The 24,379-nt window shown below is 72.8% G+C and carries 27 protein-coding genes and 1 tRNA gene; 14 read left to right on the top strand and 14 right to left on the bottom strand.

Annotation, left to right across the window (positions count from 1 at the left end; genetic code table 11):
- Positions 1-105: 105 nt before the first annotated feature.
- Positions 106-723, bottom strand: a complete 618-nt coding sequence (locus tag FB454_RS19730) for an IS5 family transposase (protein ID WP_085983661.1) — start codon at positions 721-723, stop codon at positions 106-108.
- 263 nt (positions 724-986) lie between these two features.
- Here FB454_RS19730 and FB454_RS19725 point away from each other — a divergent pair.
- Positions 987-1,062 (top strand) — tRNA-Arg (locus tag FB454_RS19725).
- An 8-nt stretch (positions 1,063-1,070) separates the two neighbouring features.
- On the opposite strand, the gene FB454_RS19720 is transcribed toward FB454_RS19725, so the two are convergent.
- The 3 genes from FB454_RS19720 to FB454_RS19715 all read right to left on the bottom strand — a co-directional run bounded on the left by FB454_RS19720 (position 1,071) and on the right by FB454_RS19715 (position 2,648).
- On the bottom strand, positions 1,071-1,733 hold the full coding sequence (locus FB454_RS19720; protein ID WP_486485433.1) for a DUF6882 domain-containing protein: 663 nt from the start codon (positions 1,731-1,733) through the stop codon (positions 1,071-1,073).
- A 74-nt stretch (positions 1,734-1,807) separates the two neighbouring features.
- On the bottom strand, positions 1,808-1,981 hold the full coding sequence (locus FB454_RS34925; protein WP_013283846.1) for a hypothetical protein: 174 nt from the start codon (positions 1,979-1,981) through the stop codon (positions 1,808-1,810).
- A 316-nt stretch (positions 1,982-2,297) separates the two neighbouring features.
- Positions 2,298-2,648 carry a hypothetical protein gene (locus FB454_RS19715; RefSeq protein WP_222433930.1) on the bottom strand — a complete coding sequence of 117 codons (351 nt, stop codon included), beginning with the start codon at positions 2,646-2,648 and terminating at the stop codon, positions 2,298-2,300.
- A 223-nt stretch (positions 2,649-2,871) separates the two neighbouring features.
- Between FB454_RS19715 and FB454_RS19710 the strand changes: the two genes are divergently transcribed.
- Both FB454_RS19710 and FB454_RS19705 read left to right on the top strand, forming a co-directional pair.
- Positions 2,872-3,648, top strand: coding sequence for an HAD-IIB family hydrolase (locus tag FB454_RS19710; protein WP_145823280.1), 777 nt, complete (start codon positions 2,872-2,874; stop codon positions 3,646-3,648).
- A 120-nt stretch (positions 3,649-3,768) separates the two neighbouring features.
- Positions 3,769-5,568 (top strand): adenylyl cyclase, encoded by a 1,800-nt coding sequence (locus FB454_RS19705; RefSeq protein WP_145754540.1) that lies wholly within the window; start codon positions 3,769-3,771, stop codon positions 5,566-5,568.
- Between the two features lie 47 nt (positions 5,569-5,615).
- On the opposite strand, the gene FB454_RS19700 is transcribed toward FB454_RS19705, so the two are convergent.
- Positions 5,616-6,206 (bottom strand): ATP-dependent Clp protease proteolytic subunit, encoded by a 591-nt coding sequence (locus tag FB454_RS19700; protein ID WP_013283850.1) that lies wholly within the window; start codon positions 6,204-6,206, stop codon positions 5,616-5,618.
- Positions 6,207-6,331: 125 nt separating this feature from the next.
- Positions 6,332-6,973, bottom strand: coding sequence for a helix-turn-helix domain-containing protein (locus FB454_RS19695; RefSeq protein WP_145754538.1), 642 nt, complete (start codon positions 6,971-6,973; stop codon positions 6,332-6,334).
- A 159-nt stretch (positions 6,974-7,132) separates the two neighbouring features.
- On the opposite strand from FB454_RS19695, the gene FB454_RS19690 reads away from it, so the two are divergent.
- On the top strand, positions 7,133-8,146 hold the full coding sequence (locus FB454_RS19690; RefSeq protein WP_013473883.1) for a potassium channel family protein: 1,014 nt from the start codon (positions 7,133-7,135) through the stop codon (positions 8,144-8,146).
- Between the two features lie 25 nt (positions 8,147-8,171).
- Here the strand turns inward: FB454_RS19690 and FB454_RS19685 are convergent, their stop codons facing one another.
- On the bottom strand, positions 8,172-8,654 hold the full coding sequence (locus FB454_RS19685) for a MarR family winged helix-turn-helix transcriptional regulator (protein ID WP_186461624.1): 483 nt from the start codon (positions 8,652-8,654) through the stop codon (positions 8,172-8,174).
- 83 nt (positions 8,655-8,737) lie between these two features.
- Here FB454_RS19685 and FB454_RS19680 point away from each other — a divergent pair, with 83 nt between their 5' ends.
- Entirely contained in the window at positions 8,738-9,385 is a 648-nt protein-coding gene (locus FB454_RS19680; RefSeq protein ID WP_145823278.1) for an NAD(P)H-dependent oxidoreductase, read from the top strand.
- 79 nt (positions 9,386-9,464) lie between these two features.
- On the opposite strand, the gene FB454_RS19675 is transcribed toward FB454_RS19680, so the two are convergent.
- From FB454_RS19675 to FB454_RS19665, 3 genes are all read right to left on the bottom strand, one after another.
- Positions 9,465-10,499 (bottom strand): 2-oxoacid:ferredoxin oxidoreductase subunit beta, encoded by a 1,035-nt coding sequence (locus FB454_RS19675; protein ID WP_013283855.1) that lies wholly within the window; start codon positions 10,497-10,499, stop codon positions 9,465-9,467.
- Complete coding sequence (locus FB454_RS19670; RefSeq protein ID WP_013283856.1) at positions 10,492-12,339, bottom strand: 2-oxoacid:acceptor oxidoreductase subunit alpha; 1,848 nt, start codon at positions 12,337-12,339, stop codon at positions 10,492-10,494. Before FB454_RS19670 ends, FB454_RS19675 begins: the two co-directional genes overlap by 8 nt.
- Positions 12,340-12,535: 196 nt before the next feature.
- A complete protein-coding gene (locus tag FB454_RS19665; RefSeq protein WP_145823277.1) occupies positions 12,536-13,957 on the bottom strand; it encodes a hypothetical protein in 1,422 nt (473 codons plus the stop codon).
- A gap of 125 nt (positions 13,958-14,082) precedes the next feature.
- Here FB454_RS19665 and FB454_RS19660 point away from each other — a divergent pair, with 125 nt between their 5' ends.
- Positions 14,083-14,460 carry an NADH-quinone oxidoreductase subunit A gene (locus FB454_RS19660; protein ID WP_030273665.1) on the top strand — a complete coding sequence of 126 codons (378 nt, stop codon included), beginning with the start codon at positions 14,083-14,085 and terminating at the stop codon, positions 14,458-14,460.
- 17 nt (positions 14,461-14,477) lie between these two features.
- Here the strand turns inward: FB454_RS19660 and folP are convergent, their stop codons facing one another.
- Positions 14,478-15,347: a dihydropteroate synthase gene (gene folP / locus FB454_RS19655; protein WP_047891385.1), complete on the bottom strand. Its 870-nt coding sequence runs from the start codon at positions 15,345-15,347 to the stop codon at positions 14,478-14,480.
- Between the two features lie 152 nt (positions 15,348-15,499).
- On the opposite strand from folP, the gene FB454_RS19645 reads away from it, so the two are divergent.
- From FB454_RS19645 to FB454_RS19630, 4 genes are read left to right on the top strand one after another with little or no spacing between them, the layout of a single operon-like run.
- Positions 15,500-16,141, top strand: a complete 642-nt coding sequence (locus tag FB454_RS19645) for a DivIVA domain-containing protein (RefSeq protein WP_013283860.1) — start codon at positions 15,500-15,502, stop codon at positions 16,139-16,141.
- The gene (locus tag FB454_RS19640; protein WP_030273661.1) at positions 16,138-16,638 is read left to right on the top strand and encodes an SRPBCC family protein; all 501 of its coding nucleotides are present in this window, start codon (positions 16,138-16,140) and stop codon (positions 16,636-16,638) included. The genes FB454_RS19645 and FB454_RS19640 overlap by 4 nt, the downstream gene beginning before the upstream one ends.
- Before the next feature lie 54 nt (positions 16,639-16,692).
- Positions 16,693-17,277, top strand: a complete 585-nt coding sequence (locus FB454_RS19635) for a DNA-3-methyladenine glycosylase I (protein WP_030273659.1) — start codon at positions 16,693-16,695, stop codon at positions 17,275-17,277.
- Positions 17,278-17,313: 36 nt separating this feature from the next.
- Positions 17,314-17,937, top strand: a complete 624-nt coding sequence (locus FB454_RS19630) for a hypothetical protein (protein ID WP_013283863.1) — start codon at positions 17,314-17,316, stop codon at positions 17,935-17,937.
- A 22-nt stretch (positions 17,938-17,959) separates the two neighbouring features.
- Here FB454_RS19630 and FB454_RS19625 read toward each other — a convergent pair whose 3' ends face one another.
- Both FB454_RS19625 and FB454_RS19620 read right to left on the bottom strand, forming a co-directional pair.
- Positions 17,960-18,751, bottom strand: coding sequence for an enoyl-CoA hydratase/isomerase family protein (locus FB454_RS19625; RefSeq protein WP_013283864.1), 792 nt, complete (start codon positions 18,749-18,751; stop codon positions 17,960-17,962).
- 3 nt (positions 18,752-18,754) lie between these two features.
- Positions 18,755-19,573: a PaaX family transcriptional regulator gene (locus tag FB454_RS19620; protein ID WP_013283865.1), complete on the bottom strand. Its 819-nt coding sequence runs from the start codon at positions 19,571-19,573 to the stop codon at positions 18,755-18,757.
- Positions 19,574-19,763: 190 nt separating this feature from the next.
- On the opposite strand from FB454_RS19620, the gene FB454_RS19615 reads away from it, so the two are divergent.
- Both FB454_RS19615 and FB454_RS19610 read left to right on the top strand, forming a co-directional pair.
- On the top strand, positions 19,764-19,931 hold the full coding sequence (locus tag FB454_RS19615; RefSeq protein WP_013283866.1) for a DUF3117 domain-containing protein: 168 nt from the start codon (positions 19,764-19,766) through the stop codon (positions 19,929-19,931).
- 145 nt (positions 19,932-20,076) lie between these two features.
- On the top strand, positions 20,077-21,582 hold the full coding sequence (locus tag FB454_RS19610; protein ID WP_145823276.1) for a M17 family metallopeptidase: 1,506 nt from the start codon (positions 20,077-20,079) through the stop codon (positions 21,580-21,582).
- 32 nt (positions 21,583-21,614) lie between these two features.
- Here FB454_RS19610 and FB454_RS19605 read toward each other — a convergent pair whose 3' ends face one another.
- The gene (locus FB454_RS19605; RefSeq protein WP_083395284.1) at positions 21,615-22,265 is read right to left on the bottom strand and encodes an O-methyltransferase; all 651 of its coding nucleotides are present in this window, start codon (positions 22,263-22,265) and stop codon (positions 21,615-21,617) included.
- 212 nt (positions 22,266-22,477) lie between these two features.
- Between FB454_RS19605 and FB454_RS19600 the strand changes: the two genes are divergently transcribed.
- A complete protein-coding gene (locus FB454_RS19600; protein WP_186461623.1) occupies positions 22,478-23,782 on the top strand; it encodes a trypsin-like peptidase domain-containing protein in 1,305 nt (434 codons plus the stop codon).
- Positions 23,783-23,854: 72 nt separating this feature from the next.
- Entirely contained in the window at positions 23,855-24,271 is a 417-nt protein-coding gene (locus tag FB454_RS19595; protein WP_013283870.1) for a twin-arginine translocase TatA/TatE family subunit, read from the top strand.
- Positions 24,272-24,379 lie beyond the last annotated feature (108 nt).

Genomic DNA, 24,379 nt, shown 5'->3' with positions numbered 1-24,379 from the left:
CCATCCGCCGACGACGCCACCAAGCCCAAGCCATGACCAGCCACTACACCCGACAAGCCCTCACCGAGCCGTGATCACAATCCCCGGCTGGAGTACTAAGAGGTCCTAATAAAGTGGTACGACATGTCGGTACGTGATGATGCAGGTGGCCAGGCCGAGGAAGGCTTCGTGAATGTCGTCGCGGCGTTCCCAGCGGATGCGTAGCCGTTTCATGCCGTGGTACCAGGCGACGGTGCGCTCGACCACCCAGCGGAAGGCGCCGAGACCGGAGCCGTGGGGTTGACCGCGGCGGGCGATGCGCGGGCGGATGCCCTTGCCTCGTACCGCCTTGCGGTACTTGTCGTGGTCGTAGGCGCGGTCGGCGAACAGCTGGTCGGGGCGCTGGCGGGGCCGGCCGGCCACGCCGCCACGCACGGGCCGGATCTTGTCGATCAGCGGCAGCAGTTGGGTGACGTCGTGGCGGTTGCCGCCGGTCAGTGACACCGCGAGGGGGATGCCGGCGCCCTCGGTCAGGATGTGGTGCTTCGATCCTGGGCGGGCGCGGTCGACCGGGCTCGGGCCGCTTTTGGGCCGCGTCTGGCGGCCCGCACATGCGAGGGGTCGATCACGGCGCGGGGACCAGTCCAGCTTCCCGGCGGCCTGGAGCTCGGCCAGCAGCACCTCGTGCAGTCGCTGCCACACCCCGGCCCGGTTCCACTCCTCCAGCCGCCGCCAGCAGGTCATCCCGGACCCCGACTGTGGGCCCTACGGACGGAACACCGTTGATCTTCGATGATGTGCGCGGTGTGTGCTCTCCAGCGGGTGCCAACCCGGGTGAACCGGTGCCAACGCGGGTCACCGCGGCCGACCGCCGGTCGCAAGCCGGGGTTCGTGTGCTCCGGGTGTGGTCCTGGGCTGGGAGAACGGGGGTCCGGATGACGTGGGTGAACGTGCGCCACTCCCTGCCACCCCAGGTGCACCCCCAGGTCGCTAGACTGTGCCCTCGCGCCCTCGTAGCTCAGGGGATAGAGCATCGGTTTCCTAAACCGTGTGTCGCAGGTTCGAATCCTGCCGGGGGCACCACATTCCGCCTACGGGCTGACCGTTCCCGACAGGTTGCTGACCCGACCCATCGCGTCGAAGTCGATACGCAGGACCGACCCGCCCCGATCCTGCGCCGTCACCGACATCGGCGCTCGATCCAACCGCCACCCCTGCTGGTGCAGGAACGACTCGACGGCGACGCGGTGCTCCACCGGGAAGGACTGAAGGACCTGCGTCAGAACGGTCAGCGCCCGCTCGGGCCGGACCGGCGCGGTGATCTGCGGTGGGGCGTCGTCGAGGTGGAAGAAGACGGCGCCGCCGTCGTACGGCCCGCGGTAGTAGCAGCGGCCGGTCAGGCCGGACGCCAGCAGGGCGAGGCGGTGTCCGTCGGCGCGCTGGAGCGGGAACGTGGGTTCGGTGAGTTCGGCGACCCCTTGGCGGTGCCCGTACTCGCGAAGCCAGCCGGCCAGATGCAGTAGCGCCGGCGGGAGGTTGCTGGCCTCGTTGGCCCAGGCCCACAGCCAGGTGCCGTCGTCGTGGCTCTCGGTGCCGAGGAGCTGGACGCGGTACCGCAGGTCGGTCCCGAACGTCGCGATGCCGTCGGGCACGTCGAGCTGCCAGTCACGCTCGCCGAGCAGGTCGGCCAGCGCCATCTGGCGGGCCAGGCCGGTGCCGACATGTTCGGCGAAGAGTCGATCAAACGTCGGCATCGCCGCAGTGTGCCAGACCATTCAGCGCGGGACGGCCCCGCGTCCGGCCGGAGCCGGAGCGCGAGGCCGGCGGGTCAGCGGACCAGCGCTGCCACCAGCGTCCCGATGCAGGCGACGACGGCGGCGATGATCGGACTGAGCGTCTTGATGTACGCCAGGATGAGCCGGTGCCGGTCGGTCGGCTCGGCAACGGTTTCGTCCTCGTCCTCTGGTGTCTCGAAGTCTGACCCGTGAGGGATTACAGTCAACGTGACTCCTTCCGTTGCAGCGGTGGAGTCGAATGCGGCGTCCGGTGGCAGCCGGGCGCCGCCCTCTGTGTGAGGCGACGCAGTGCCGTTCGACCGTTCGAGCATCCTCCCGGCGGACAGCTAGCACAAGAGTGGGCAATTCACTGTCGGGTACCTGACAAGCAGATGCATCGCATCGAGAAAATTTCGGTGCCATCTCTTGCCAAATGCAATTTTCCGTGAAGCACTTCAACTCAGCGTGACCACGCAAAAGCGCATGGTGAGCAGTAGTGTCGTCAGGCGCGCCAGGCCGCGGGGCCGAGCCGCGGCACGCCGGCTACGAGACGAGGAAGTCGGTGGAGGGGCGGGTCAGGACGCCGGTTATCGGGAAGTGGGCGGAGCCGTTCCACCAGTGCCACGCCACGGCCCAGGCGCCCGGACCGGATGGCAGCGCGTCGTGCGAGGCGCAGTCGGCCATGCCGACGCTGTTGCCGGAGCCGTGGACCAGGACCGGTACGTACAGCCTGCCGGTCGCGCCGCAGCGCGCGCCGGTCCCGGCGCCGACTGTGGTGCCGTAGGTGACGTAGGAGCCGTCCTTCGCCAGCAGGGTGTCCGGGTCGGCCAGCGGGAAGGTGGACGAACCCGCCAGCGTGGACATGTCGTCGGCGGGCGCGGCGGCGGCCGGCACCCCTCCGTCGATGAAGGTAAGTATCAGCCGAACGCTGTCGACGATCGACGATCCCGTCGACGGGGGAGCGCTGACGCCGGGAGCGGGAAGCGGGGCCGTCCCGGAGACCCGCCGGGTTACGCTCCGTCGAGGGGACGTGTCACCCGCCGGGCCCTCAGGCCGGTGCCAGGACCCGTCGGTACCCTGGCAGGTCCTGGCCTGTCCGCGACGACATGAGGTATTCGTGAACGATCTTCGAGTGGTGGCGTTCGATCTCGACGACACCCTGGCGATTTCCAAGTCCCGGATCGATCGTCGGATGGCGGAGTTGCTCGGCCACCTGCTCACCGAGGTGGACGTGCTGGTCATCTCCGGTGGCCGGTTCGAGCAGTTCCAGTCGCAGGTGCTCGCCCACCTCGACCTCACCGAGGAGCAGCGCGACCGGCTGCACCTGATGCCGACCTGCGGCACCCGCTACTACCGCTGGTCCGACGGGGACTGGCGGCAGGTCTACGCGGAGGATCTGACCGAGGCCGACAAGGCCCGTGTCGTCGCCGCGCTCACCGAGTCGGCGCAGGCGCTGGGCCTGTGGGAGGCGAAGACCTGGGGCGACATCATCGAGGACCGGGGCAGCCAGATCACGTTCTCCGCGCTGGGGCAGTCCGCCCCGCCGGCCGAGAAGTACGGCTGGGACCCGGACGGCGACAAGAAGCGGCGGCTGCGGGACGCGGTCGCGGCGAAGCTGCCCGACCTGGAGGTCCGCGGCGGCGGGTCGACCTCGATCGACGTGACCCGCAAGGGCGTGGACAAGGCGTACGGCATGCGGAAGCTGCTGGAGCACCTGGACCTGAAGACCGACAACGTGCTCTTCGTGGGTGACCGCCTGGACGTGGGCGGCAACGACTACCCGGTCAAGGCGATGGGCATCCGCTCCGTCGCGGTCACCCGCTGGGAGGAGACCGCCGACTACGTCGAGAAGCTCGTCGACGACCTGGTGAAGCAGCGCGCCGAGCGCGCCTGAGCACAGTCCGACCCAGAGCCCGCCGGTTCCGGAACCGGCGGGCTCTGGCGGTATCGACGGTGATGAGGTAGGAACAGCCGAGAGAGCGCTCTCCCGTCCCATCACCGAACAGGCAGGCAGATGCGATCACCCGACCCCTCCCGCCGCCGTTTCCTCACGCTCACCGCCTCCGCGGCCTCGCTCACCGCCCTCGGCCTCCCGGCCGGCGCCGCGGCTGCGTCCCCGGCCGCATCGCCGGCCGCGCGCCCCGGCCGCGAGCCCGACTTCGGCCCGAACGTCTTCGTGTACGACCCCAGCACGCCGGTCGAGGAGATCCAGTCCACGCTGGACCGGCTGTTCACCGCCCAGGAACGCAACGAGATGGGCTTCGACAGGTACGCCGTGCTGTTCAAGCCCGGCCGCTACGAGGTGGACGCCCGGCTCGGCTACTACACGACTGTGGCCGGTCTCGGCGCCCACCCGGACGACGTGGAGATCCACGGCGCGGTCCGGGTGGTCGGGCAGCCGGACCCGAACTCGCCCGCCGGCATCTCCGCGCTCACCAACTTCTGGCGCTCGGCGGAGAACCTCGCTGTCACGCCGACGGACTGGTCGAACCAATGGGCCGTCTCGCAGGCGTCACCGATGCGCCGGGTGCACGTCAAGGGCGTGCTGTGGCTGGAACCCGGCAACGGCGGCTACTCCAGCGGCGGCTACATCGCCGACTCCAAGGTGGACGGCATCACCATCAACGGTTCCCAGCAGCAGTGGCTCACCCGGGACAGCGAACTCGGCGGCGAGTGGACCAACGGCGTGTGGAACCAGGTCTTCTCCGGCGTCATCGGCGCGCCCGCGCAGGGCTTCCCCGACCCGCCGTACACCACGCTGCCGACCAGCCCGGTCACCCGGGAGAAGCCGTATCTGTTCGTCGACGCCCGTGGGGCCTGGCGGGTGGCCGTACCGCGCCTGCGCCGGAACACCGCCGGCACCACCTGGGCCACCGGCGGCGCGCCGGTGCCGTCGCTGCCGCTGTCGGCGTTCTTCCTGGCCCGGCCCACCGACTCGGCGAAGCGGATCAACGCGGAACTGGCGCGGGGCCGGCACCTGCTGCTCACCCCCGGCGTCTACCACCTGGACCGGGCCCTGCGGGTACGCCGCCCGGACACCGTCGTGCTCGGCCTCGGCATGCCGAGCCTCGTGCCGGACCGCGGGGACGCGGCGCTGCGGATCGAGGACGTGGACGGGGTCCGCATCGCCGGAGTGCTCGTGGACGCCGGGCCGGTCGAGTCGCCGGTGCTCGTCGAGGTCGGTACGCGGCACTGCCACCGTTCGCACGCCACGAACCCGATCTCGCTGCAGGACGTCTTCTTCCGCATCGGCGGCCCGTACGCCGGGCGGGCGGTGACGAGTCTGGTGGTGCACAGCCGGCACACGCTCATCGACAACATCTGGGCCTGGCGCGGCGACCACGGCCGGGCCGGCACGATCGGCTGGACCGTGAACACCGCTGCCACCGGCGTGATCGTCAACGGCGACGACGTGACCGCGTACGGGCTGTTCGTCGAGCACTCCCAGCGCTGGCAGACGATCTGGAACGGCGAGCGCGGCCGGACCGTGTTCTACCAGAGCGAACTGCCCTACGATCCGCCGAGCCAGGCGGCCTGGCGCAGCCCGACCGGCAACGGCTGGGCGTCGTACAAGGTGGCCGACCACGTCCGCACGCACGAGGCGTGGGGACTGGGCGTGTACTCGTACTTCAACCAGGGCGTGGACATCCGCTGCGACCGGGGGATCGAGGCGCCGCGCCGGGCCGGGGTGCGGTTCCACGACGCGATCACCGTGTTCCTGGACGGCAGCGGCGGCATCGAGCGCACGATCAACGAGATCGGCACGCCTGTCGTCGGGTCGTACGGCACCAGCACGGTGGTCACCTACCCCTGACCGCGAGGGCGGCCCGGCCGGTGCGGGACCGGCCGGGCCGCGCCCGCTCACGCCGCGAGCTGGTCGACGCGGGTGAGCACCTGGTCGACGAGGCCGTACTCGCGGGCCTGCTCGGCGGTGAACCAGCGGTCGCGGTCCCAGTCGCGCTGGATCTCCTCCAGCGTCCGCCCGCTGTGCTGGGCGATCAGCTCCTGCATGGTGCGCTTCACGTGCAGCATGTTCTCGGCCTGGATGGTGATGTCCGCGGCGGTGCCGCCCATCCCGCCGGACGGCTGGTGCATCATGATCCGCGAGTGCGGCAGCGCGAACCGCTTGCCCGCCGCCCCGGCGCAGAGCAGGAACTGGCCCATCGAGCCGGCCATCCCGAGCGCCAGCGTCGCCACGTCGTTCTTGACGTACCGCATGGTGTCGTAGACGGCCATGCCGGCGCTGACCGAACCACCCGGCGAGTTGATGTAGAGGAAGATGTCGCGCTCCGCGTCCTCGGCCGCGAGGAGCAGGATCTGCGCGCAGATCTGGTTGGCCGACGCGTCGGTGACCTCGGTGCCGAGGAAGATGATCCGCTCCTTCAGCAGCCGCTCGAAGACCCGGTCGCCGAACGCCGGCTGCCCCTCGTCGAGCATCCAGATGCCACCCATCGCCGCCCACCTCCGTACGCCGGTGGGCGGGGGACCGCCCGGGAACCCGGCGGTCTCCAGCGTCCGCCGGGCGCACCCGTGCGGCCCAGGCTTTCTGCCGGCGGCAGATTCGCCCTGGGCAGAAGCTACGCGGCGACCGGCCGCCGCCGGCCCGCGCGGGCCCGCCGCCGGGCGACAGTGACGGAGGTACGCGGACGGGGGCGGACGGCCGGGGCGGAGGGAGCCGGCCAGATCCGGATGCCGCCGGCGAACCCGATCGGCGTGGCGGCGTCGAGGGGCGCACCGAGCGGCGCCGGCACCAGGCCGAAGGGCCGCAGCGCGCCGCCCAGCAGCGGCGTGGCGGTGACCGGGCGGCGGCCGACGTGCGGCCGGAGCGAGACGGCGGGCCGGCGGGTCACTGGTGGGCGGGGAGACACGGCCGGGCGGCGCGTGACGGATAGCCGCGGCGGGCCGACCCGCAGCTGTGGCCCGGTGCGGGCGGTCGGCACCCGGTCGAAGCGGGCCGCCGAGACCCCGGGGCCGACCGGGGCCGGACGCTCCCGGCGCAGCTCGTCGCGGGCCTCTTCGAGCAGGTCGGCGAGGTGGATGCCGAGCGCGCGGCAGATCGCGGCCAGCACCTCGGAGGAGGCCTCCTTGCGGCCGCGTTCGACCTCGGAGAGGTAGGGCAGGGAGACGCCGGCGGCCAGGGCCACCTCGCGCAGCGTGCGGCCCTGGCGCAGGCGGATGCGCCGGAGCACCCCGCCGATCACGCGTCGCAGCAACGACATGCCGGCCTCCTCGCGGTCGCCGTCCCGGACGTCCCCATCATGCCCCGTCCACGCCCCCGGAAGCGCCCCGGCCGTTCCGTTCGGCACCCGGCGGGCCGAATCCCCACGTACCCGTTATCTTGTGGGCGTGCAGGCGACGGTGGCGGAGCAGGGCCGACGGTGATCCATTTCCCCGCGCAACGGCGGGGGCCGCTGAGCGCGCTGAGTCTGCGCCTGCTCGCCGCCCTCGGCCTGGTCTTCGCCACGGTGGCGGTGGTCTGGCTCGACCGCGACGGCTACCGCGACGTGGACGAGAGCGGCCTGAGCCTGCTCGACTGCTTCTACTACGTGGTGGTCTCGCTCTCCACCACCGGGTACGGCGACATCACCCCGGTCAGTTCGTCGGCGCGGCTGGCGAACGTCCTGTTCATCACCCCCGCCCGGGTGCTGTTCCTGATCATCCTGGTCGGCACCACCCTGGAAGTCCTGACCGAGCAGTACCGCACCGGCCGTCGCCTGTCGCGGTGGAGGAGAACCGTGAAGGACCACGTCATCATCTGCGGCTACGGCACCAAGGGCCGCAGCGCGGTCTCCGCCCTGCTGGAGAACGGCACGGACAAGTCCAAGATCGTGGTGGTCGAGCGGAGCGGGCCGGCGCTGCGGCAGGCCACCTCCAACGGGCTGGTGACGATCGAGGGTTCGGCGACCCGCTCGTCGGTGCTGGAGCAGGCGCACGTGCGTACCGCGAAGTCGGTCATCATCGCGACGGACAGCGACGACGCGTCGGTGCTGGTGGCGCTCACGGTCCGGCAGCTCACCGCCGGTCAGGTACGCATCATCGCGGCGGTCCGGGAGGCGGAGAACGCGCCGCTGCTCAAGCAGAGCGGCGCGCACCACGTGATCGTCTCGTCGGCCACGGCCGGGCGGCTGCTCGGCCTGTCCACCTCGGCCCCGCCCCTGATCGACGTCGTGGAGGACCTGCTCACCCCGGGTCAGGGCATGGCGCTGGCCATGCGGTCGGCCGAGCGCGACGAGGTGGGGCGCTCCCCGCGCGAGCTGGAGTCGCTGGTCATCGCGCTGGTCCGCCGGGGCAAGGTGGTCACGCTCAACGACCGCGCCGGCGCGGTGATCGAGACCGGCGACATGCTCGTCCACGTCCGGGACGACCGGCCGCAGGCCACCACCGCGATCTGACCCTCGCCCCGCTGAGCGCCAGCGGTCAGCAGGTGCCCGGGCCGCCCTCCGCGATCACTTCGCCGCAGGTCGACGACCGGCCCTGGGTGGCCCGTCGCAGCAGGTCGTAGAGCAGGTCCCGCTCGCCCGGAGCCAGCGCGCCGAGGACCTCCTCCTCCGCCCCCGCGAGCGCGCACTCCGCCTCGCGCAGTCGCTTCGTGCCCGCCTCGGTGAGGCGTACCTCGTGCCGGCGGCGGTCCTCCGGGGAGCGGCGGCGCTCGGCCAGGCCGTCCGCCTCCAGGTCGTTGAGCAGGCCGACCACGTTCGTGCTGTCGATCTGGAGCGTGCCGGCGAGCGCCTGCTGGCTGATTCCGCCGGCGTCGCGCAGCACGGTGAGCGCCACCAGGTGGCGAGGGCGCAGGCCCAGCGGGGCGAGCACCGACTCCGAGCGCAGCCGCATCCGCCGGGCCAGGTGGTCGAGCAAAGGCCCGGAGCGGCGCTCGGACTCCTCGACCGGTGCGGCGGACATGTGACCCAGTTTACGCGGCCTGGGGAACATCGACCTGCTATAAATAGTTGGTCCTACACGAACGATCTATGGAGGAGGAAGAAATGGCTCGCCTGTTGCACATCGACTCGAGCATCACCGGGGAGCGTTCGGTCAGCCGGCGGCTCACCGCCCGCGCCGCCGCCGCGTGGCGCGCCGCCCATCCGGACGGCACCGTCACCTACCGCGACCTGGGTCAGAACCCGCTTCCGCACCTCGACACGGCGAGCGGCCTCGCGCGCATGGTGCCGCCGGATCAGCACACGCCCGAGCAGCAGGCGTCCTGGCGGCTGACCGAGGAGGTCGTGGCCGAGGTGAAGCGGGCCGACACGGTCCTGCTCGGGCTCCCGCTCTACAACTACGGTCCGCCCAGCAGCGTGAAGTCCTGGGTCGACCACCTGATCGCCCCCGGCATCGCGTACGACCCGGTCACGAACGCCGGGCTGCTCGGCGACCGCCAGTTCGTCGTCCTGGTCAGCCGCGGCGGCGGGTACGGCGCGGGCACCCCGCGGGAGGGCTGGGACCACGCCGAGCCGTGGCTGCCGCACGGCCTGTCCCTGACCGGCCTGGAGCCGCGGTTCATCTGCGCCGAGCTGACCCTGGCCCCGGTCAACCCGGCCATGGCCGAGCTGATCCCGCTGTTCGAGCAGAGCCTCGCCGCGGCCGAGCGGGCCGTCGACGAGCTGTGGGTGCCCGCCTCGGCGGCCGCCTGACCGGGCCGCGTCACACGTGAAGGGCGGGCCGTTCCGCGGGGGAACGGCCCGCCCTTCGGCGTGACGGGTCAGCGGCGGATCAGAGGATCGTCCAGGTGTCGCCGCTGCCGAGCAGCGCGGAGAGCTGCTGCTCCGGGGTCTGGTCGACGGTGGCCTTGGCGGCCGCGACCTGCTCCTGCACCACGCTGTCGTAGGAGGGACGGTCCACCGACCGGAACACCCCGATCGGGGTGTTGCTCAGGTCCAGGCCGGGCAGGCGGGACAGCGCGAACGCGTACGCGGGGTCGGCCACGCCCGCGTCGTGCACGACGATCTCGTCGGCCGGGGTGTTCGTGGTCTCCCGGACCTCCAGCCCGAAGCCACCGGGCGGGTGGACGACGCAGAACTGCCCGTCCTTGCCGAACGTGATCGGCTGCCCGTGCTCCAGCCGGATCAGGAAGTCGTCCCGGGTGGCCGGCTCCTTCAGCGGGTCGAACGCGCCGTCGTTGAAGATGTTGCAGTTCTGGTAGATCTCCACGAACGCCGAACCCTCGTGCTGGGCGGCGGCCCGCAGCACCGACTGGAGGTGCTTGCGATCCGAGTCGATCGTCCGGGCCACGAACGTCGCCTCGGCGCCGAGCGCCAGCGACAGCGGGTTGAACGGGGCGTCCGCCGACCCGACCGGCGTCGACTTGGTGATCTTGCCGACCTCGGAGGTGGGCGAGTACTGGCCCTTGGTCAGCCCGTAGATCCGGTTGTTGAACAGCAGGATCTTGAGGTTCACGTTGCGGCGCAGCGCGTGGATCAGGTGGTTGCCGCCGATGGAGAGCGCGTCGCCGTCACCGGTGACCACCCAGACCGACAGGTCCGGCCGGGACACCGACAGGCCGGTGGCGATCGCCGGGGCGCGGCCGTGGATCGAGTGCATCCCGTACGTGTTCATGTAGTACGGGAAGCGCGACGAGCAGCCGATGCCCGAGACGAAGACGATGTTCTCCCGGGGGATGTTCAGCTCCGGCATGAAGCCCTGTACGGCCGCCAGGATGGCGTAGTCACCGCAACCGGGGCACCAGCGCACCTCCTGGTCGGACTTGAAGTCCTTGGCGGTGAGCTTGAGGGCGACGGGCTCAGGCATTCTTCAGGACCTCTTCCAGCATCGTCTCCAGCTCGGCGGCCGTGAACGGCAGGCCGCGGACCTGGTTGTAGCCGATCGCGTCGACCAGGTACTTCGCCCGGATCACGTGGGCGAGCTGGCCGAGGTTCATCTCCGGTACGACCACCTTGTCGTAGCGGCCCAGCACCTCGCCGAGGTTCGCCGGCATCGGGGCCAGGTGCCGCAGGTGGGCCTGGGCCACCGAGAGCCCGCGCTGGCGCAGGCCACGGCAGGCGGCGCCGATCGGCCCGTACGTCGAGCCCCAGCCCAGCACCAGCACCCGGGCGTCGCCGTCCGGGTCCTCCACCTCGACGTCCGGCACCGGGATGGTCTCGATGCGGGCCGCCCGGGTCCGCACCATGAAGTCGTGGTTCGCCGGGTCGTACGAGATGTCGCCGGTCTTGTCGGCCTTCTCCAGGCCGCCGATCCGGTGCTCCAGACCGGCCGTGCCGGGCACCGCCCACGGGCGGGCCAGCGTCTGCGGATCCCGCAGGTACGGCAGGAACGTGGTGCCGTCCTCGCCGTTGGGCTCGGTGGCGAACTCGACCCGCAGGTCGGGCAGCGACTCCACGTCGGGCAGCAGCCACGGCTCGGAGCCGTTGGCGACGTAGTTGTCCGACAGCAGGATCACCGGGGTGCGGTAGGTCAGCGCGATCCGGGCCGCCTCCAGCGCCGCGTGGAAGCAGTCCGACGGCGACTTCGGCGCGATCACCGCGACCGGCGCCTCGCCGTGCCGGCCGTACAGGGCCATGTTCAGGTCGGCCTGCTCGGTCTTGGTGGGCATGCCGGTGGACGGCCCGGCCCGCTGCACGTCGACGATGACCAGCGGCAGTTCCAGCGCCACCGCCAGGGAGATCGTCTCGCTCTTGAGCGCCACACCCGGGCCGCTCGTGGTGGTCACACCGAGCGAGCCGCCGTACGACGCGCCGAGCGCCGCACCGACCGCCGCGATCTCGTCCTCGGCCTGCATGGTGACCACGCCGAACTTCTTGTGCTTGCTCAGCTCGTGCAGGATGTCCGAGGCCGGCGTGATCGGGTACGCGCCGAGGAACACCGGCAGCCCGGAGCGCACCCCGGCGGCCACCAGGCCCAGCGACAGCGCCGCGTTGCCGGTGATGTTCCGGTACGTGCCCGGCAGCATCTTGGCCGGCTTGACCTCGTACCGGACGGAGAAGTCCTCGGTGGTCTCGCCGAAGTTCCAGCCGGCCCGGAACGCGGCCACGTTCGCCGCCACCAGCTCGGGGCGGGCCGCGAACTTGCGCTCCAGGAAGCGCAGCGTGGACTCGTACGGACGGGAGTACATCCAGCTCAGCAACCCGAGCGCGAACATGTTCTTGGCCCGCTCGGCGTCCTTCTTGGACACGTCGTGCTCGGCCAGCGCGCCGATCGTCATCGAGGTGAGCGCCACCGGGTGCACCGCGTACCCGGCGAGCGAGTCGTCGTCGAGCGGGCTGGCCGCGTAGCCGACCTTCGCCAGGTTGCGCCGGGTGAACTCGTCGGTGTTGACGATGATGTCGGCCCCGCGCGGCAGGTCGGCCAGGTTGGCCTTCAGCGCGGCCGGGTTCATCGCCACCAGCACGTTCGGCGCGTCACCCGGGGTCAGGATGTCGTAGTCGGCGAAGTGCACCTGGAAGCTCGACACGCCGGGCAGAGTCCCGGCGGGAGCGCGGATCTCGGCGGGGAAGTTGGGCAACGTGGAGATGTCGTTGCCCAGTTGCGCCGTCTCCGAGGTGAACCGGTCGCCGGTGAGCTGCATGCCGTCGCCGGAGTCACCGGCGAACCGGATGACCACCCGGTCCAGCTGACGGATCTGCTTGGTCACACCCGCACCTCGCTTAACTGAGCGCCGTCGCCCTCGCCGGCCCGGCCCGCTCCGATTCTCACGTCAGAGCCTACGTCGCCACGTTAGGACCACCTTGGTCGAGGTCCGACGTATGGGACTGGATCGGGCCGCTGTATGCCCTGCTTTGCAGCGTTTAGTACCTGGGCCCGTAACCCAGATCACCACATATCCATGATCACCGGTCGGTGATCGGACGCTCCGGCACGGTGATGTCGCTGCGGCGGCGCAGCGAACGGGTCGCCAGAGTCAGTGCGAGCACGACCAGGAGACCGGACACGGCGATCAACGCGACGGCGGTCCCCCGGACCGAGGTGTCGTCGCCGTCCCGTTCGCCGGCGGCGACGAGCACGCCCTGCGAGCCGGTCGGGGCCGGCGCCCCGCCGGGCGGGACGGCGTCCGCCGCCGCCGCGCTGATCCGGAAGCTCATCTGCACCTGCCGGTCGCGCCCGCTACGCGGGTCGAGCCGGCCGATCACCGCGCCGGACAGGGGCGCCCGTCGCTGCGCCTCCGCTGAGGCCGCCAGCGTCAGCCGTACGGTCGCGGTCCGCCCGGCCGCCAGCGTGCCCAGTTCGCAGCGGGTCCGGTCGGCCGACACCGGGGCGCAGCCGCTCTCGGTGCCGGCCACCGTCACCCCTTCGGGCAGGAGCACCTCGATCCGGCCCGCCGCGTCGACCTTGCCGGTGTTGCCCAGCCGGACGGTGAGCGTGCTGGGCGCACCGCTGATGTCGAACAGCACCTCGTCGGCGCGCAGCGAGATGCCGGGCACCGGCGGCCCGGGCGGGAACAGCACCGCGAAGCCCTCGTCGTCGTACGCCGCGCCGGTCACACCGGGCGCGACGGCGGTGACCTGGACCGATCCGGCCAGCGGCATGGTCCGCCAGGCGTCGCCGTCGACCCGGACCCGGATGGTCGCGCTGAACCGGGCGCCCGGCTCCGCGTCCCACCCGACGCAGCGGTGGTTGCCGCCGCCGGAGGGCTCGCAGCCCGGGGTGCCCGCGTCGGTCAGCCCCGGCGGCAGCGTGTAGCCCAGGCTGATCCGCTCCGCCCGCCCGCCGGTGTTGGTCACCGTCACCCGCAGCGTGGCCACCGTGGCGTCGGCGTTCCAGTAGGCCGGCGGGAGGGCCACGTCCTCGGTGTTCACGCGTACCCCCAGGGGCCCGCCGGCCGGCTGCGCCGGCGGTGGCGGCGGGGTCTTGACCGGCGGCACGACCGGCGGGGGTGCCGGTGCCGTGGTGGCCGGCGCGGCGGTGGTCGGCGCCGGTTCGGCGGGCGCGCTCGTCGGCGGGGCCGGCGAGGTGGTGACCGGCGCCGGGGGCGTGGTGGCCGGCGGCGGCGGCTCGGTGGGCGGTGGGGCCGTCGCGGTGGTCGTGGGCTCGCCGGTGGGCGCGGGCTCGGTCGGCTCGCCGCCGGGCTCGCCGCCGGGCTCGCCGCCCGGCTCCACCGGCTCGATCAGCCGGAGCGCGGCGGTCGGCCCCGGGTGAGCGTCGGCCCCGGCCGGCGCCACCGCCACCAGCGCCGCGACGAGCGCGGGCGCCAGCAGCGCGAGGGTACGGCGGAGCGCGACCCGCCGAACGGGCGCAACGCGGGGGCGGGCCATCTGTCCTCCGGGACGATCAATGAGATCCCATTATTCGGTGATACTTGCCATCAAGCACTAGTCCTGCGAGGAAACGAATTCGTAACGTGTCCGGGACATCTGGACGGGACCGGTACGCTCCGGTCGTGACCGGATATCTCGGCTCGTACGCCACGCTCGGTCTGCTGCTGCTCGCCGCCGTGCTCTTCTTCGTGACGGCGTTCTCCGCGAACCGGGTGTTACGTCCGAGCCGTCCGGCCGAGCCGTGGGGCAAGCGGGCCTCGTACGAGTGCGGTCTCGACCCGGTCGGCGGCGACTGGGCCCAGATGCAGATCCGGTACTACGTCTACGCGTATCTCTACGTGCTCTTCGCGGTCGAGGCGGTCTTCCTGTTCCCGTGGGCCCTGGTCTTCGACCGGCCCGGCTTCGGCGCCACCACCGTCGTGGAGATGGGCGTCTTCGTGGCGATCGTCGCGCTCGGCATCCTCTACGCCTGGCGGCGCGGCGTCCTGCGCTGGACCTGACGCGCCGGACCGGCCCGTCAGGCCAGCCCGCGGCGGGTCACCGCCGGCGGCCGGTCGCCCCGGATCGACGCCACCATGTCCAGCACCCGGCGGGTCTCGCGGACCTGGTGGGCGCGGAACACCCGGGCGCCGAGCCAGGCCGAGACCGCCGTGGCGGCGAGCGTCCCCTCCAGCCGCTCGGGCACCGGCAGGTCGAGCGTCTCGCCGATGAAGTCCTTGTTCGACAGGGCCACCAGCAGCGGCCAGCCGGTGTCGGTCAGCTCCGCCAGCCGCCTGGTGATCTCCAGCGAGTGCCGGGTGTTCTTGCCGAAGTCGTGCGCCGGGTCGATCAGGATGCCGTCCCGGCGCACACCCAGCCCGACCGCGCGCTCGGCCAGCCCGGTCACGGTGCCGACCACGTCGGCCACCACGTCGTCGAAGGCGGCCCGGTGCGGCCGGGTACGCGGGGCGAGCCCGCCCGCGTGCGAGCAGACCAGCCCGGCGCCGGTCGCCGCGGCGACCCGGGCCAGCGCGGGGTCCGCCCCCGACCAGGTGTCGTTGAGCAGGTCCGCACCGGCCGCGACCGCCTCCACGGCCACCTCGGCACGCCAGGTGTCGATGGAGATGACCACATCCGGGAAGGCGGACCGGACCGCCGCGATGGTGTCCACCGTCCGGCGGATCTCCTCGGCCACGTCCACCTCGTCGCCCGGCCCGGCCTTCACCCCGCCGATGTCGATGATCTCGGCGCCCTCGTCCACCGCGCGTTCCACCGCGCGAAGCGCGCTGTCCTGGGCGAAGGTGGCGCCGCGGTCGAAGAACGAGTCCGGGGTGCGGTTGACGATCGCCATCACCACCAGCTCACCGGGGCCGAACGCCCGTCCGCCCAGCCGCAACGCCCCGGTCATGCCCGCCTCCTCGCCGCCGGACCGCACCGGCCGGTCCGACGCTATCCGGTCCCGCCCGCGCCGCCCGTGCCGGTCCCGTGCGCCGGACGCATTTACCGACCGGACGTCCCGGAGGGCTCGCCCGATCCCGGCCCGCATGCCACGATCTGTGCATGGGTGAGGTTCTGCTCCTCTTGGTCGTCGCGCTGACCGTCGCGGCTGTGGTGTTCGGGGTGACGGTGCTCGTCTCCGGCAAGGATCCGGGCCTCACGCCGGCCGAGCCGGACGGGCGGGCCGTGCCCCTGCCCGGCAGCCGTCCGCTCGACGAGTCGGACGTGTCCGACGTCCGCTTCGACACGGCGCTGCGCGGCTACCGGATGAGCCAGGTCGACGCGGCGCTGCGCCGGGCGGCGTACGACATCGGCTACAAGACCGAGCTGATCGGCGTCCTGGAGGCGGAGAACGCGGCCCTGCGGGACGGGCGTACCGAGGACGCCGACGCGCTGCGCCGGGCGCGCGAGGAGGCCGCCGCGACCCGTCCCGAGACCGAGCAGGCACCCGACCCGTCCACCCCCGAGCCGGTGGTGATCGACCTGTCCGCGCCCGAGCCGCCGGCCCGGACCGACACCGACGGGCAGCCGGGTCGCACCGACGCCGACGGCCGGGCCGGACGCGCCCCGGCCGAGGCGGGCGTGGCGGAGGCCCCCGCCGCCGCGGCGACCGAGGACACCGTCTCCCCGGCGAACGGGATCGCGGCCGGTCCGGCCGACGACGACCGGGAGCGCGGTTCGGTGGTCCGCTCGGAGTCGGCGTGACCGGCGCCGGCCGGCCGGCCGACGACTTCACCGAGGCGTCCCGCCGGGGCGCCGCCGAGGTCACCGCCACGGTGATCGTCGAGGCCCCGGCCGACCGGGTGTTCGCCGCGCTCACCGCGTGGGAGCGGCAGTCGGACTGGATCCCGCTGACCCGGGTCCGGGTGGTCGAGGGCGACGGCGGCGAGGGGAGCCTGGTCGAGGCGGTCACCGCGCTCGGCCCGGCCGTGCTCCGCGACGAGATGCGTGTGGTCCGGGTCGACGCGCCCTACGAGGTCGGCGTGGTGCACTGCGGCAAACTGCTGCGCGGCCCCGGCGTGCTGCGCTGCACCCCGATGGACCGCGACCGCACGCAGGTGGTCTGGCACGAGTGGTTCCACCTGCCGGGCGGGGCGGCCGGCCGGGTGGCGTGGCCGGTGCTCTGGCCCGGCTCGAAGTTCAGCCTCACCCAGGCGCTGAAGAAGTTCGCCCGGCTGGTCGAGCAGGGCCGCCTGCCCTGACGGGCGGTCGTTGGCGCGGCGGGGCTGTCGGTGGCCCGGCCTATCGTGGACGCCGTGACTGACCTGGTGACCGGCGCCGACGGGCTGCCGCGCTGCGCGTGGGGGGCGAGCACCCCCGACTACGCCGTCTACCACGACGACGAGTGGGGCCGGCCGCTGCGCGGCGACGACGCGCTCTACGAGCGGCTGACGCTGGAGGCGTTCCAGTCCGGCCTGTCCTGGCTGACCATCCTGCGCAAGCGGCAGGCGTTCCGGGACGCCTTCGCCGGCTTCCGGATCGAGTCGGTGGCCCGCTACGGCGAGGCCGACGTGACCCGGCTGATGGCCGATGCGGGGATCGTCCGCAACCGGGCCAAGATCGAGGCGGCGATCGCGAACGCCCGGGCCGCGTCGGAGCTGCCCGAGGGCCTCTCCGCGCTGCTCTGGTCCTTCGCGCCCCCGCCCCGGGCCGCGCGTCCCCGGTCCTTCGCCGAGGTGCCGGCCACCAGCCCGGAGTCCGTGGCGATGGCCAAGGCGCTCAAGAAGCGGGGCTTCCGGTTCGTCGGCCCCACGACCGCCTACGCGCTGATGCAGGCCACCGGCATGGTCGACGACCACCTGGCCGACTGCCACGTGAGCGGTGACCGGGCCGGGGTGTGACGGAGCGCGCCACCTCCGGCGTGATGGGATTGGGGCATGACCGACACCGAGCCGCGTACGAGCGGGACGACAGACGGTGCGACCACGACCGGAGCCTGGGCGGTGCTGCTGCCCGCCGAGCGCTTCGAGGCCGAGCGGCTCGTGCACCACGACGCGCTGGAGCTGACCGGGCTGTCCGAGGCGGCCCGCCCCCGGCCCGGTGACCGGGTGGCAGTGCTCGTCGACGAGCCGCTGCGCCTGGTCGCGCTCGGCCGGGTCGCGCTCGCGTCGTCCGAGACCCGGGAGGACCCGGACGATCCGCAGTCCGACGCGGTGGCCGGGTCGCTCGTGGTCACGTACACCCGGCGGGTGCTCGACGAGCCGGTGCCGGTCGACGGCCCGGCGCCGGACGGCCCGGTCGTGGCGCTCGACCCGGCCCGCTGGCGGTCGCTGGCCGACCGGCTCGGCCCGCCGCCCGCCCGCAGCACCTGGCTGGTCAGCCTGGACCTGCCGATCGAGGCCGCGTCGCGCGCCGAGGCGGTGCGGATCTTCTGGTCCTACGTGCAGGAGCTGGGCCCGCGGGAGCTGCCGGCGTTCGTCTCGCCGTACGGCGACGAGCTGGCCATGCAGGCGTTCGTGCTCGGCGTCGAGGCCAACCAGGATCCGGAAGAGGACGACTGACCTCCGGGGCCGACCGGGGCGGTCAGCGTCCCTCGAAGACCGGCTTCTGCTTGGCGACGAACGCCGTCGTGGCGGCCCGGTGGTCGGCGGTGGCGCCGCAGATCGCCTGGGCCTGCGCCTCGGCGGCCAGCGCGTCGGCGAGCGTGCCCGCGTCGGCGATGGAGAGCTGACGCTTGATCGCCCCGTACGCGACGGTCGGGCCGGCGGCGAGCCGGGCGGCCAGTTCCTGCGCGGTCGGGAGCACCTGCTCGTCGTCGTCCACCAGCTTGGTCAGCAGGCCCAGCCGGCAGGCCTCCTCGGCGCCGACCGGCTCGGCGAGCATCAGCAGCTCGACGGCCTTGGCGTGACCGACCAGGCGGGGCAGCGTCCAGGAGGCGCCGGTGTCGGCGGCGAGGCCCACCCCGGCGAACGCCATCAGGAACCGGGTCTTCGGGCCGCCGATGCGGAAGTCGGCCAGGAACGCCAGCGAGGCGCCGGCCCCGGCGGCCATCCCGCGCACCGCGGCGACCACCGGCTTGGGCAGGTTGGCCAGCCGGGCGGCGATCGGGTTGTAGTGCGCCCGGACCGTGGCCAGCGGGTCGGCGTCCGAGGTCTCCAGCGTCCGCACGTGCTCGCGCAGGTCCTGCCCGGCGCTGAACGAGCCGCCCGCGCCGGCGAGCACGACCGCCCGGCAGGACCGGTCGGTCTCCAGCTCGGCCAGCGTGTCCCGGAGCGCCTCCTTGAGCGCCACGTCGAGCGAGTTCATCGCCGTCGGGCGGTTCAGCGTCAGGGTGACGACGGCGTCGGTGCGGTCGACGAGCAGCGGCTCGGTCACGTTCTAACGACCCTTCTGTCGGGCGAGGCGGTTGCCGGTGTCGAGGCACTGCTCGACGTACCGGTCGGCGGCCGGCCGGAGCCGGGCCGCGTGCCGGTCGAAGAAGCTGGCCGCGCTGGTGCCCGGCCAGCGCTCGGGCAGCAGTGCCGGGGGCAGTTGCGGATCCCGGAACAGGAACGTACGCCATGCGTGCACGAGCCGGAATCGGGCCGCGTACGCGTCCTCGTCGCTGCTGCGCACAGTGACGCCGGAGAGCAGCGGCTTCTGCTCGGCGACGAACCGCTCGTACGCCCGCCCGATCTCGGCCAGGTCCCAGGCGCGGCGGACCACGCCCATCGCGCCGGGGGTGCCGGCCGCGTGCGCTGCGGTGAACCGCTCGTAGCGCACGCCCGCCTCGTCGAGCAGCAGGTCGACGTCCTCACCCGGGCGGGTGGCCACCCAGGTGCAGTCGTCGAGCGTGCCGTAGCCGAGGAAGGCGAGGTTCGCGGCGAGCCGCTGCCGGTCCCGGCGGGACGAGGGCGCGGTGAGCACCAGGAGATCGAACCGTCCGTCCCAGCTGTGCCGTCCGGTCCGGTAGATCCGGGACGCCGCCTCGTCGAGTCGACGTGCCGCCTTCGGGGTGATCGAATATCCCGGTCCGGACGCCAGACGGAGCGGTTCCAGCCAGCCCTGACGGACCATCCGGGAGACCGCGGTGCGTACCGCCGGTGGGGCGATCCCGAGCGGGGCGAGCAGCTTGACCAGGGCGGCAACCGGTGCGCGGCCACCCCGGGCCCGGAGGTGGTCGCCGTACAGGTCGAAGAGTGCCGACCGTGCCTGCATGACCGCACATTGTGACAGGCCTATCCAAGATAAGCTAGATGCTGTTACATCAATGCTGCTTCGGTTTGGGTCCGGCGGTGTTCATCAGGGAAAATCGTTGGTCGAGCCTTCCGCGATGGTTGCGGATGGCGATGGCGAAGTGGCTGTGGGGCAACTCACCGACCCTGGTGTAGGTCTGAGGGGAGACAACATGGCGGCGATGAAGCCGCGGACGGGCGACGGTCCGCTGGAAGTCACCAAGGAGGGCCGGGGCATCGTCATGCGAGTCCCGCTGGAGGGTGGTGGCCGGCTCGTCGTCGAGATGACTCCCGACGAGGCCACCGCGCTCGGTGACGCGCTGAAGGCGGCCGCGGGCTGATTCGAGGAGTGTCCCGCACGGCGTCCGCCGTGCGGGCGGTTCGTCCTACCCTGAGCCACCGGCATGCCCGGTGGCTCAGGGTCTTTCCTCGACGGCTGCGTGGGGGAATGTGCCCGTTCAACCCATTTCGGAGGTACGGTCCAGCGTGCTGGTCATTCGTCTGGTGAGTGGGCCCGCAGGGCCCGACGCTCTCGTCCTGCCCGTCCGTCCCGGAGGGCCGGACTCCCCGGACTCCCTGGCCTCGCCGGACCCCACGGTCTCGCCGGCCTCCACGGCCCGCCTGGTCCCGACCGCCGTGCCGCTCGGCGACGACGTCCCTGCCGAGGCCGCAGCCGTCCTGCCCGCCACCCGGCTCACCGGCGCGGCCGGCGAGGTACGCGAGCACCTGCGTCCCGGTGGCTCCCCGGCGCGGCTGTGGCTTCTGGGCGTCGGCGAGGGCGACGAGCGCGACTGGCGTACCGCCGGAGCGGCGCTGGCCCGCGCGGCGAAGGATGAGACGCAGATCACCATCGCGCTTCCCGGCGAGGCGACGGCGGCGCTGCGTGGCCTCGCCGAAGGGCTGCTGCTCGGCTCGTACCGATTCCGTCTCACCGAGGCCGGCAAGCGTCCCGCCCTGGCCGAGGTGTCGGTGCTCGTCGACGACCCGGACGCTCTTGCCGGCACGCTCGACGCCGCCCGGGCCACCGCCGAGACGACCCGGCTCGCCCGGGACCTGACCAACATGCCCTCGTCCACCAAGAACCCGGAGTGGTTCGCCGCGCAGGTGGCCGAGGCCGCGTCCGGGCGCCCCGGCCTGCACCTGCGGGTACGCGGCCCGGAGGAGCTGGCGGCCGAGGGCTTCGGCGGTCTCCTCGCCGTCGGCGGCGGCTCCGCGAGCGGCCCGCGCCTGGTGGAGCTGGACTGGCGGCCCGACGGCGCGCGTACCCACGTGGTGCTCGTCGGCAAGGGCATCACGTTCGACACCGGCGGCATCTCGATCAAGCCGGTGCCGGCCATGAAGCTCATGCGCAAGGACATGGCCGGTGCCGCCGCCGTGATCGCCGCGACGCTCGGCGCCGCCGAACTGCGCCTGCCGGTCCGGGTCACCACGCTCGCCCCGCTCGCCGAGAACATGGTCAGCGGCTCGGCGTTCCGCCCCGGCGACGTGATCCGGCACTACGGCGGGCTGACGAGCGAGAGCACCAACTCCGACGCCGAGGGCCGGCTGGTGCTCGCCGACGCGCTGGCGTACGCGGTCCGCGAGCTGAAGCCCGACGTGCTGATCGACCTGGCGACGCTGACCGGCGCGAACGCCGTCGCCCTGGGCAAGCGGCACGCCGCGCTCTACAGCGAGAACGACGCGCTCGCGGCCGGCCTGCTCGACGCGATCACCGCGGCCGGCGAGCGGGCCTGGCGGATGCCGCTGGCCGACGACTACGTGGAGTATCTGGCCAGCGAGATCGCCGACCTGCACAGCTCCCCGGCGCAGGGCGCCGGTTCGGTGGTCGCCGCGCTGTTCCTGCGGGAGTTCACCGGCGACCTGCGGGACCGGTGGGCGCACCTGGACATGTCCGCGCCGTCGTGGTCCGACGACACGCACGGCGAACTGGTCAAGGGCGCCACCGGCTGGGGAGTGCGCGGGCTGCTGCGCTGGCTGGCGACGCTGGGCTGATCAGGCGTGCAGGGCACGCCTGATCAGCCTGGTCAGGCCTTGACGGCGGCGAGCAGACCGTGGCCGACCGGCAGCAGCGCGGGCACCCAGTTCTCCGACTCGCGGATCGCCTTGATCGTCTCCCGTACGGTGACCGTCTCGACGTCCCGCGCGGCCGGGTCGCCGATCCGGCCGGCCGCCAGCGCGCCGTTGAGCGCGAGCACGCCGCCGGGGCGCAGCAGCCGCAGCGCCGCGTCCACGTACGCGGCGAAGCCGGTCGCCACCGCGTCCACGAAGACCAGGTCGTAGGCACCGTCCGCGAGCCGCGGCAGCACGTCGAGCGCCCGGCCGGTGATGATCCGGGTGCGCCCCGACGGGAAGCCCGCCTCCTGGAACAGCCGCCGGGCGATGCGCTGGTATTCGACCTCGACGTCGATCGTGGTGAGCACGCCGTCGGGGCGCATGCCGCGCAGCAGCCACACGCCGCTCACCCCGGTGCCGGTGCCGATCTCCACCACGGCTCGGGCGTTGCCGGCGGCGGCGAGCAGCCGCAGGGCGGCACCCGACCCGGGCGTGACCGCCTCCACCCCCACCTCGTGGGCGAGGGCGCGGGCCGTGCGCAGCACGAGATCCTCGGTGACGAAAGACTCGGCGAAGTGGAGCGCCTGGGCCGTCGAACTGCCGTGACCGGCGACCGTGGCGATGGGACACCTCCGAGGGGCGGACTGGTGCGAGGGGCGGTATGCACTGTGAGCGTAGAGGCGGGCCGGTACCGGCGCAGCCGCGAGTCCGCCGCGGAGTGCTCACGGTCGGCAACCCCTGACTCCGTTCGCGTCATCCGTGTAATCCTGGATGCGTCCCGCGCGTCACTGTCGTCCGGCTCCGCCGGCCGTCGGCGCGGGGCCAGCGGGACGGAGTGGGAGGCACCGACGTGACCGACGGCTGGGACTGGCGGCGGCCCGGCGGATCGCCGGCACCGGGTGGGCCGGCGTCCGGACGACCGCCGCAGGACGGCCCGGGTCAGGCGACGTCGCCGTGGTGGTCCGACGCGCTGGCCGACCCGTGGCGGGATCCGTACGCGCCCGCCGCCGTGGTGATCCCGGCGGCCCCGGCGTCCGGTGCGGGGGAGCCGGAGCCGGTCACCGACCCGGACCTGCCGACCCGGCCGGGGCTGCGCCAGGTGGTGCTGATCTCCCTGGTCACGGCGCTGCTGGCCGGTTCTCTCGGCAGCGCCCTGACGTACGCCTTCCTGCGCGGCGGTGACGTGCCGACGATCGGTGCGCAGACCGGGCAGGCCCCGGCGCTGGCCCAGCGCAAGCCCGAGTCGCTGGCCGGGGTGGCCGAGCGGGTCCTGCCCAGCGTGGTCACCATCCGGGTGGTCAGCCTCGGCGGCACCAGCGAGGGCTCCGGCTTCGTGGTGACCAGCGAGGGTCACATCGTCACCAACGACCACGTGGTCGCCGACGGCCCCGGCAAGGCCACTGTCGTGTTCAACGACGGCAGCACCGCCGCCGGCACCGTGGTCGGGCAGGATCCGGAGTCGGACCTCGCCGTGATCAAGGTCTCGCGCAGCGGGCTGACCCCGGTGCAGTTCGGCGACTCCGACGCGCTCGCCGTCGGTGACCCGGTGCTCGCCATCGGGTCACCGTTGTCGCTCGCCAACACCGTCACCGCCGGCATCGTGAGCGCGCTGGACCGGACGATGCAGGCCGGCGAGCCGGGCGGGCCGACCCGCTACTACGCGGCGATCCAGACCGACGCCGCTGTCAACCACGGCAACTCGGGCGGCCCGCTGGTGGACGGCGCCGGGCGGGTGGTCGGGGTGAACTCGACGATCAAGTCGCTGGTGGCCGACGGGCAGGAGGCCGGCAACATCGGCCTCGCCTTCGCCATCCCGATCAACCAGGCGAAGCGGATCACCGAGGACATCATCGGCACCGGCAAGGCCCGGCGTACGGTGATCGGCGCCCAGGTCGGCGGCACCGGCGCCACCGGCGGCGGCGTACGCCTCAACGCGGTCGAGCCGGCCGGCCCGGCGGCGGCGGCCGGACTGCGTACCGGGGACGTGGTGCTCCGGCTGGACGGCCATCCGATGACCGATCCGACCGACCTGGTGGCCCTCGTGCGCAAGTACGCGCCCGGTTCCGTGGTGACAGTCGAGTACCGGCGCGGGTCGTCGCGGCAGAACGCGTCGGTGACGCTCGCCGCGGATGCGAAGTGAGGACCCGTCACCCCCTCCCCGATGGTCACCTGACGTGCGTAGTCTTGCCCTCACACGGACGAGGAGGCCGCGGTGTTCGAGAACCTGAACTGGTGGGAGATCGGCGTCCTGCTGCTCCTGGCGCTGTTGATCTTCGGCGATCGGCTGCCCAACGTGATCAACGACGGCCTCCGGATGGTCCGCAACCTGCGCAACATGGCGCGCAACGCGACCGGTGACCTGAGCCGCGAGCTGGGTACGGACATCCAGCTGGAGGATCTGCACCCCAAGGCGTTCATCCGCAAGCACCTGCTCAGCGAGGACGACGAGCAGGCGATCCGCAAGCCGCTCCAGAGCATGTACGACAACCTGCGCTCGGACGTCACAGGCGTGCACGACGAGCTGAAGGACGTGGCAAAGGCCGCCGATCTGCGTACCCCGAGGGTGGCCACCAGCACCCCCACCCCCGCGCCCCCGGCCCCCCGCCCGTCCTACGACGACGCCACCTGACCGCACGCCCTCCCGCCGATCGCGCCGTCGATCATGAGGTTGACGGCGCGACACGCCGCTCCGGCGACCGTCAACCTCATGATCGACCCCGGGAGCGGGACCGTGCCC

This window comes from Micromonospora sp. CNZ297 (assembly GCF_007827625.1).
The sequence above is the reverse complement of the archived record's forward strand: the minus strand, read 5'-3'. Positions and strand labels throughout refer to the sequence as shown.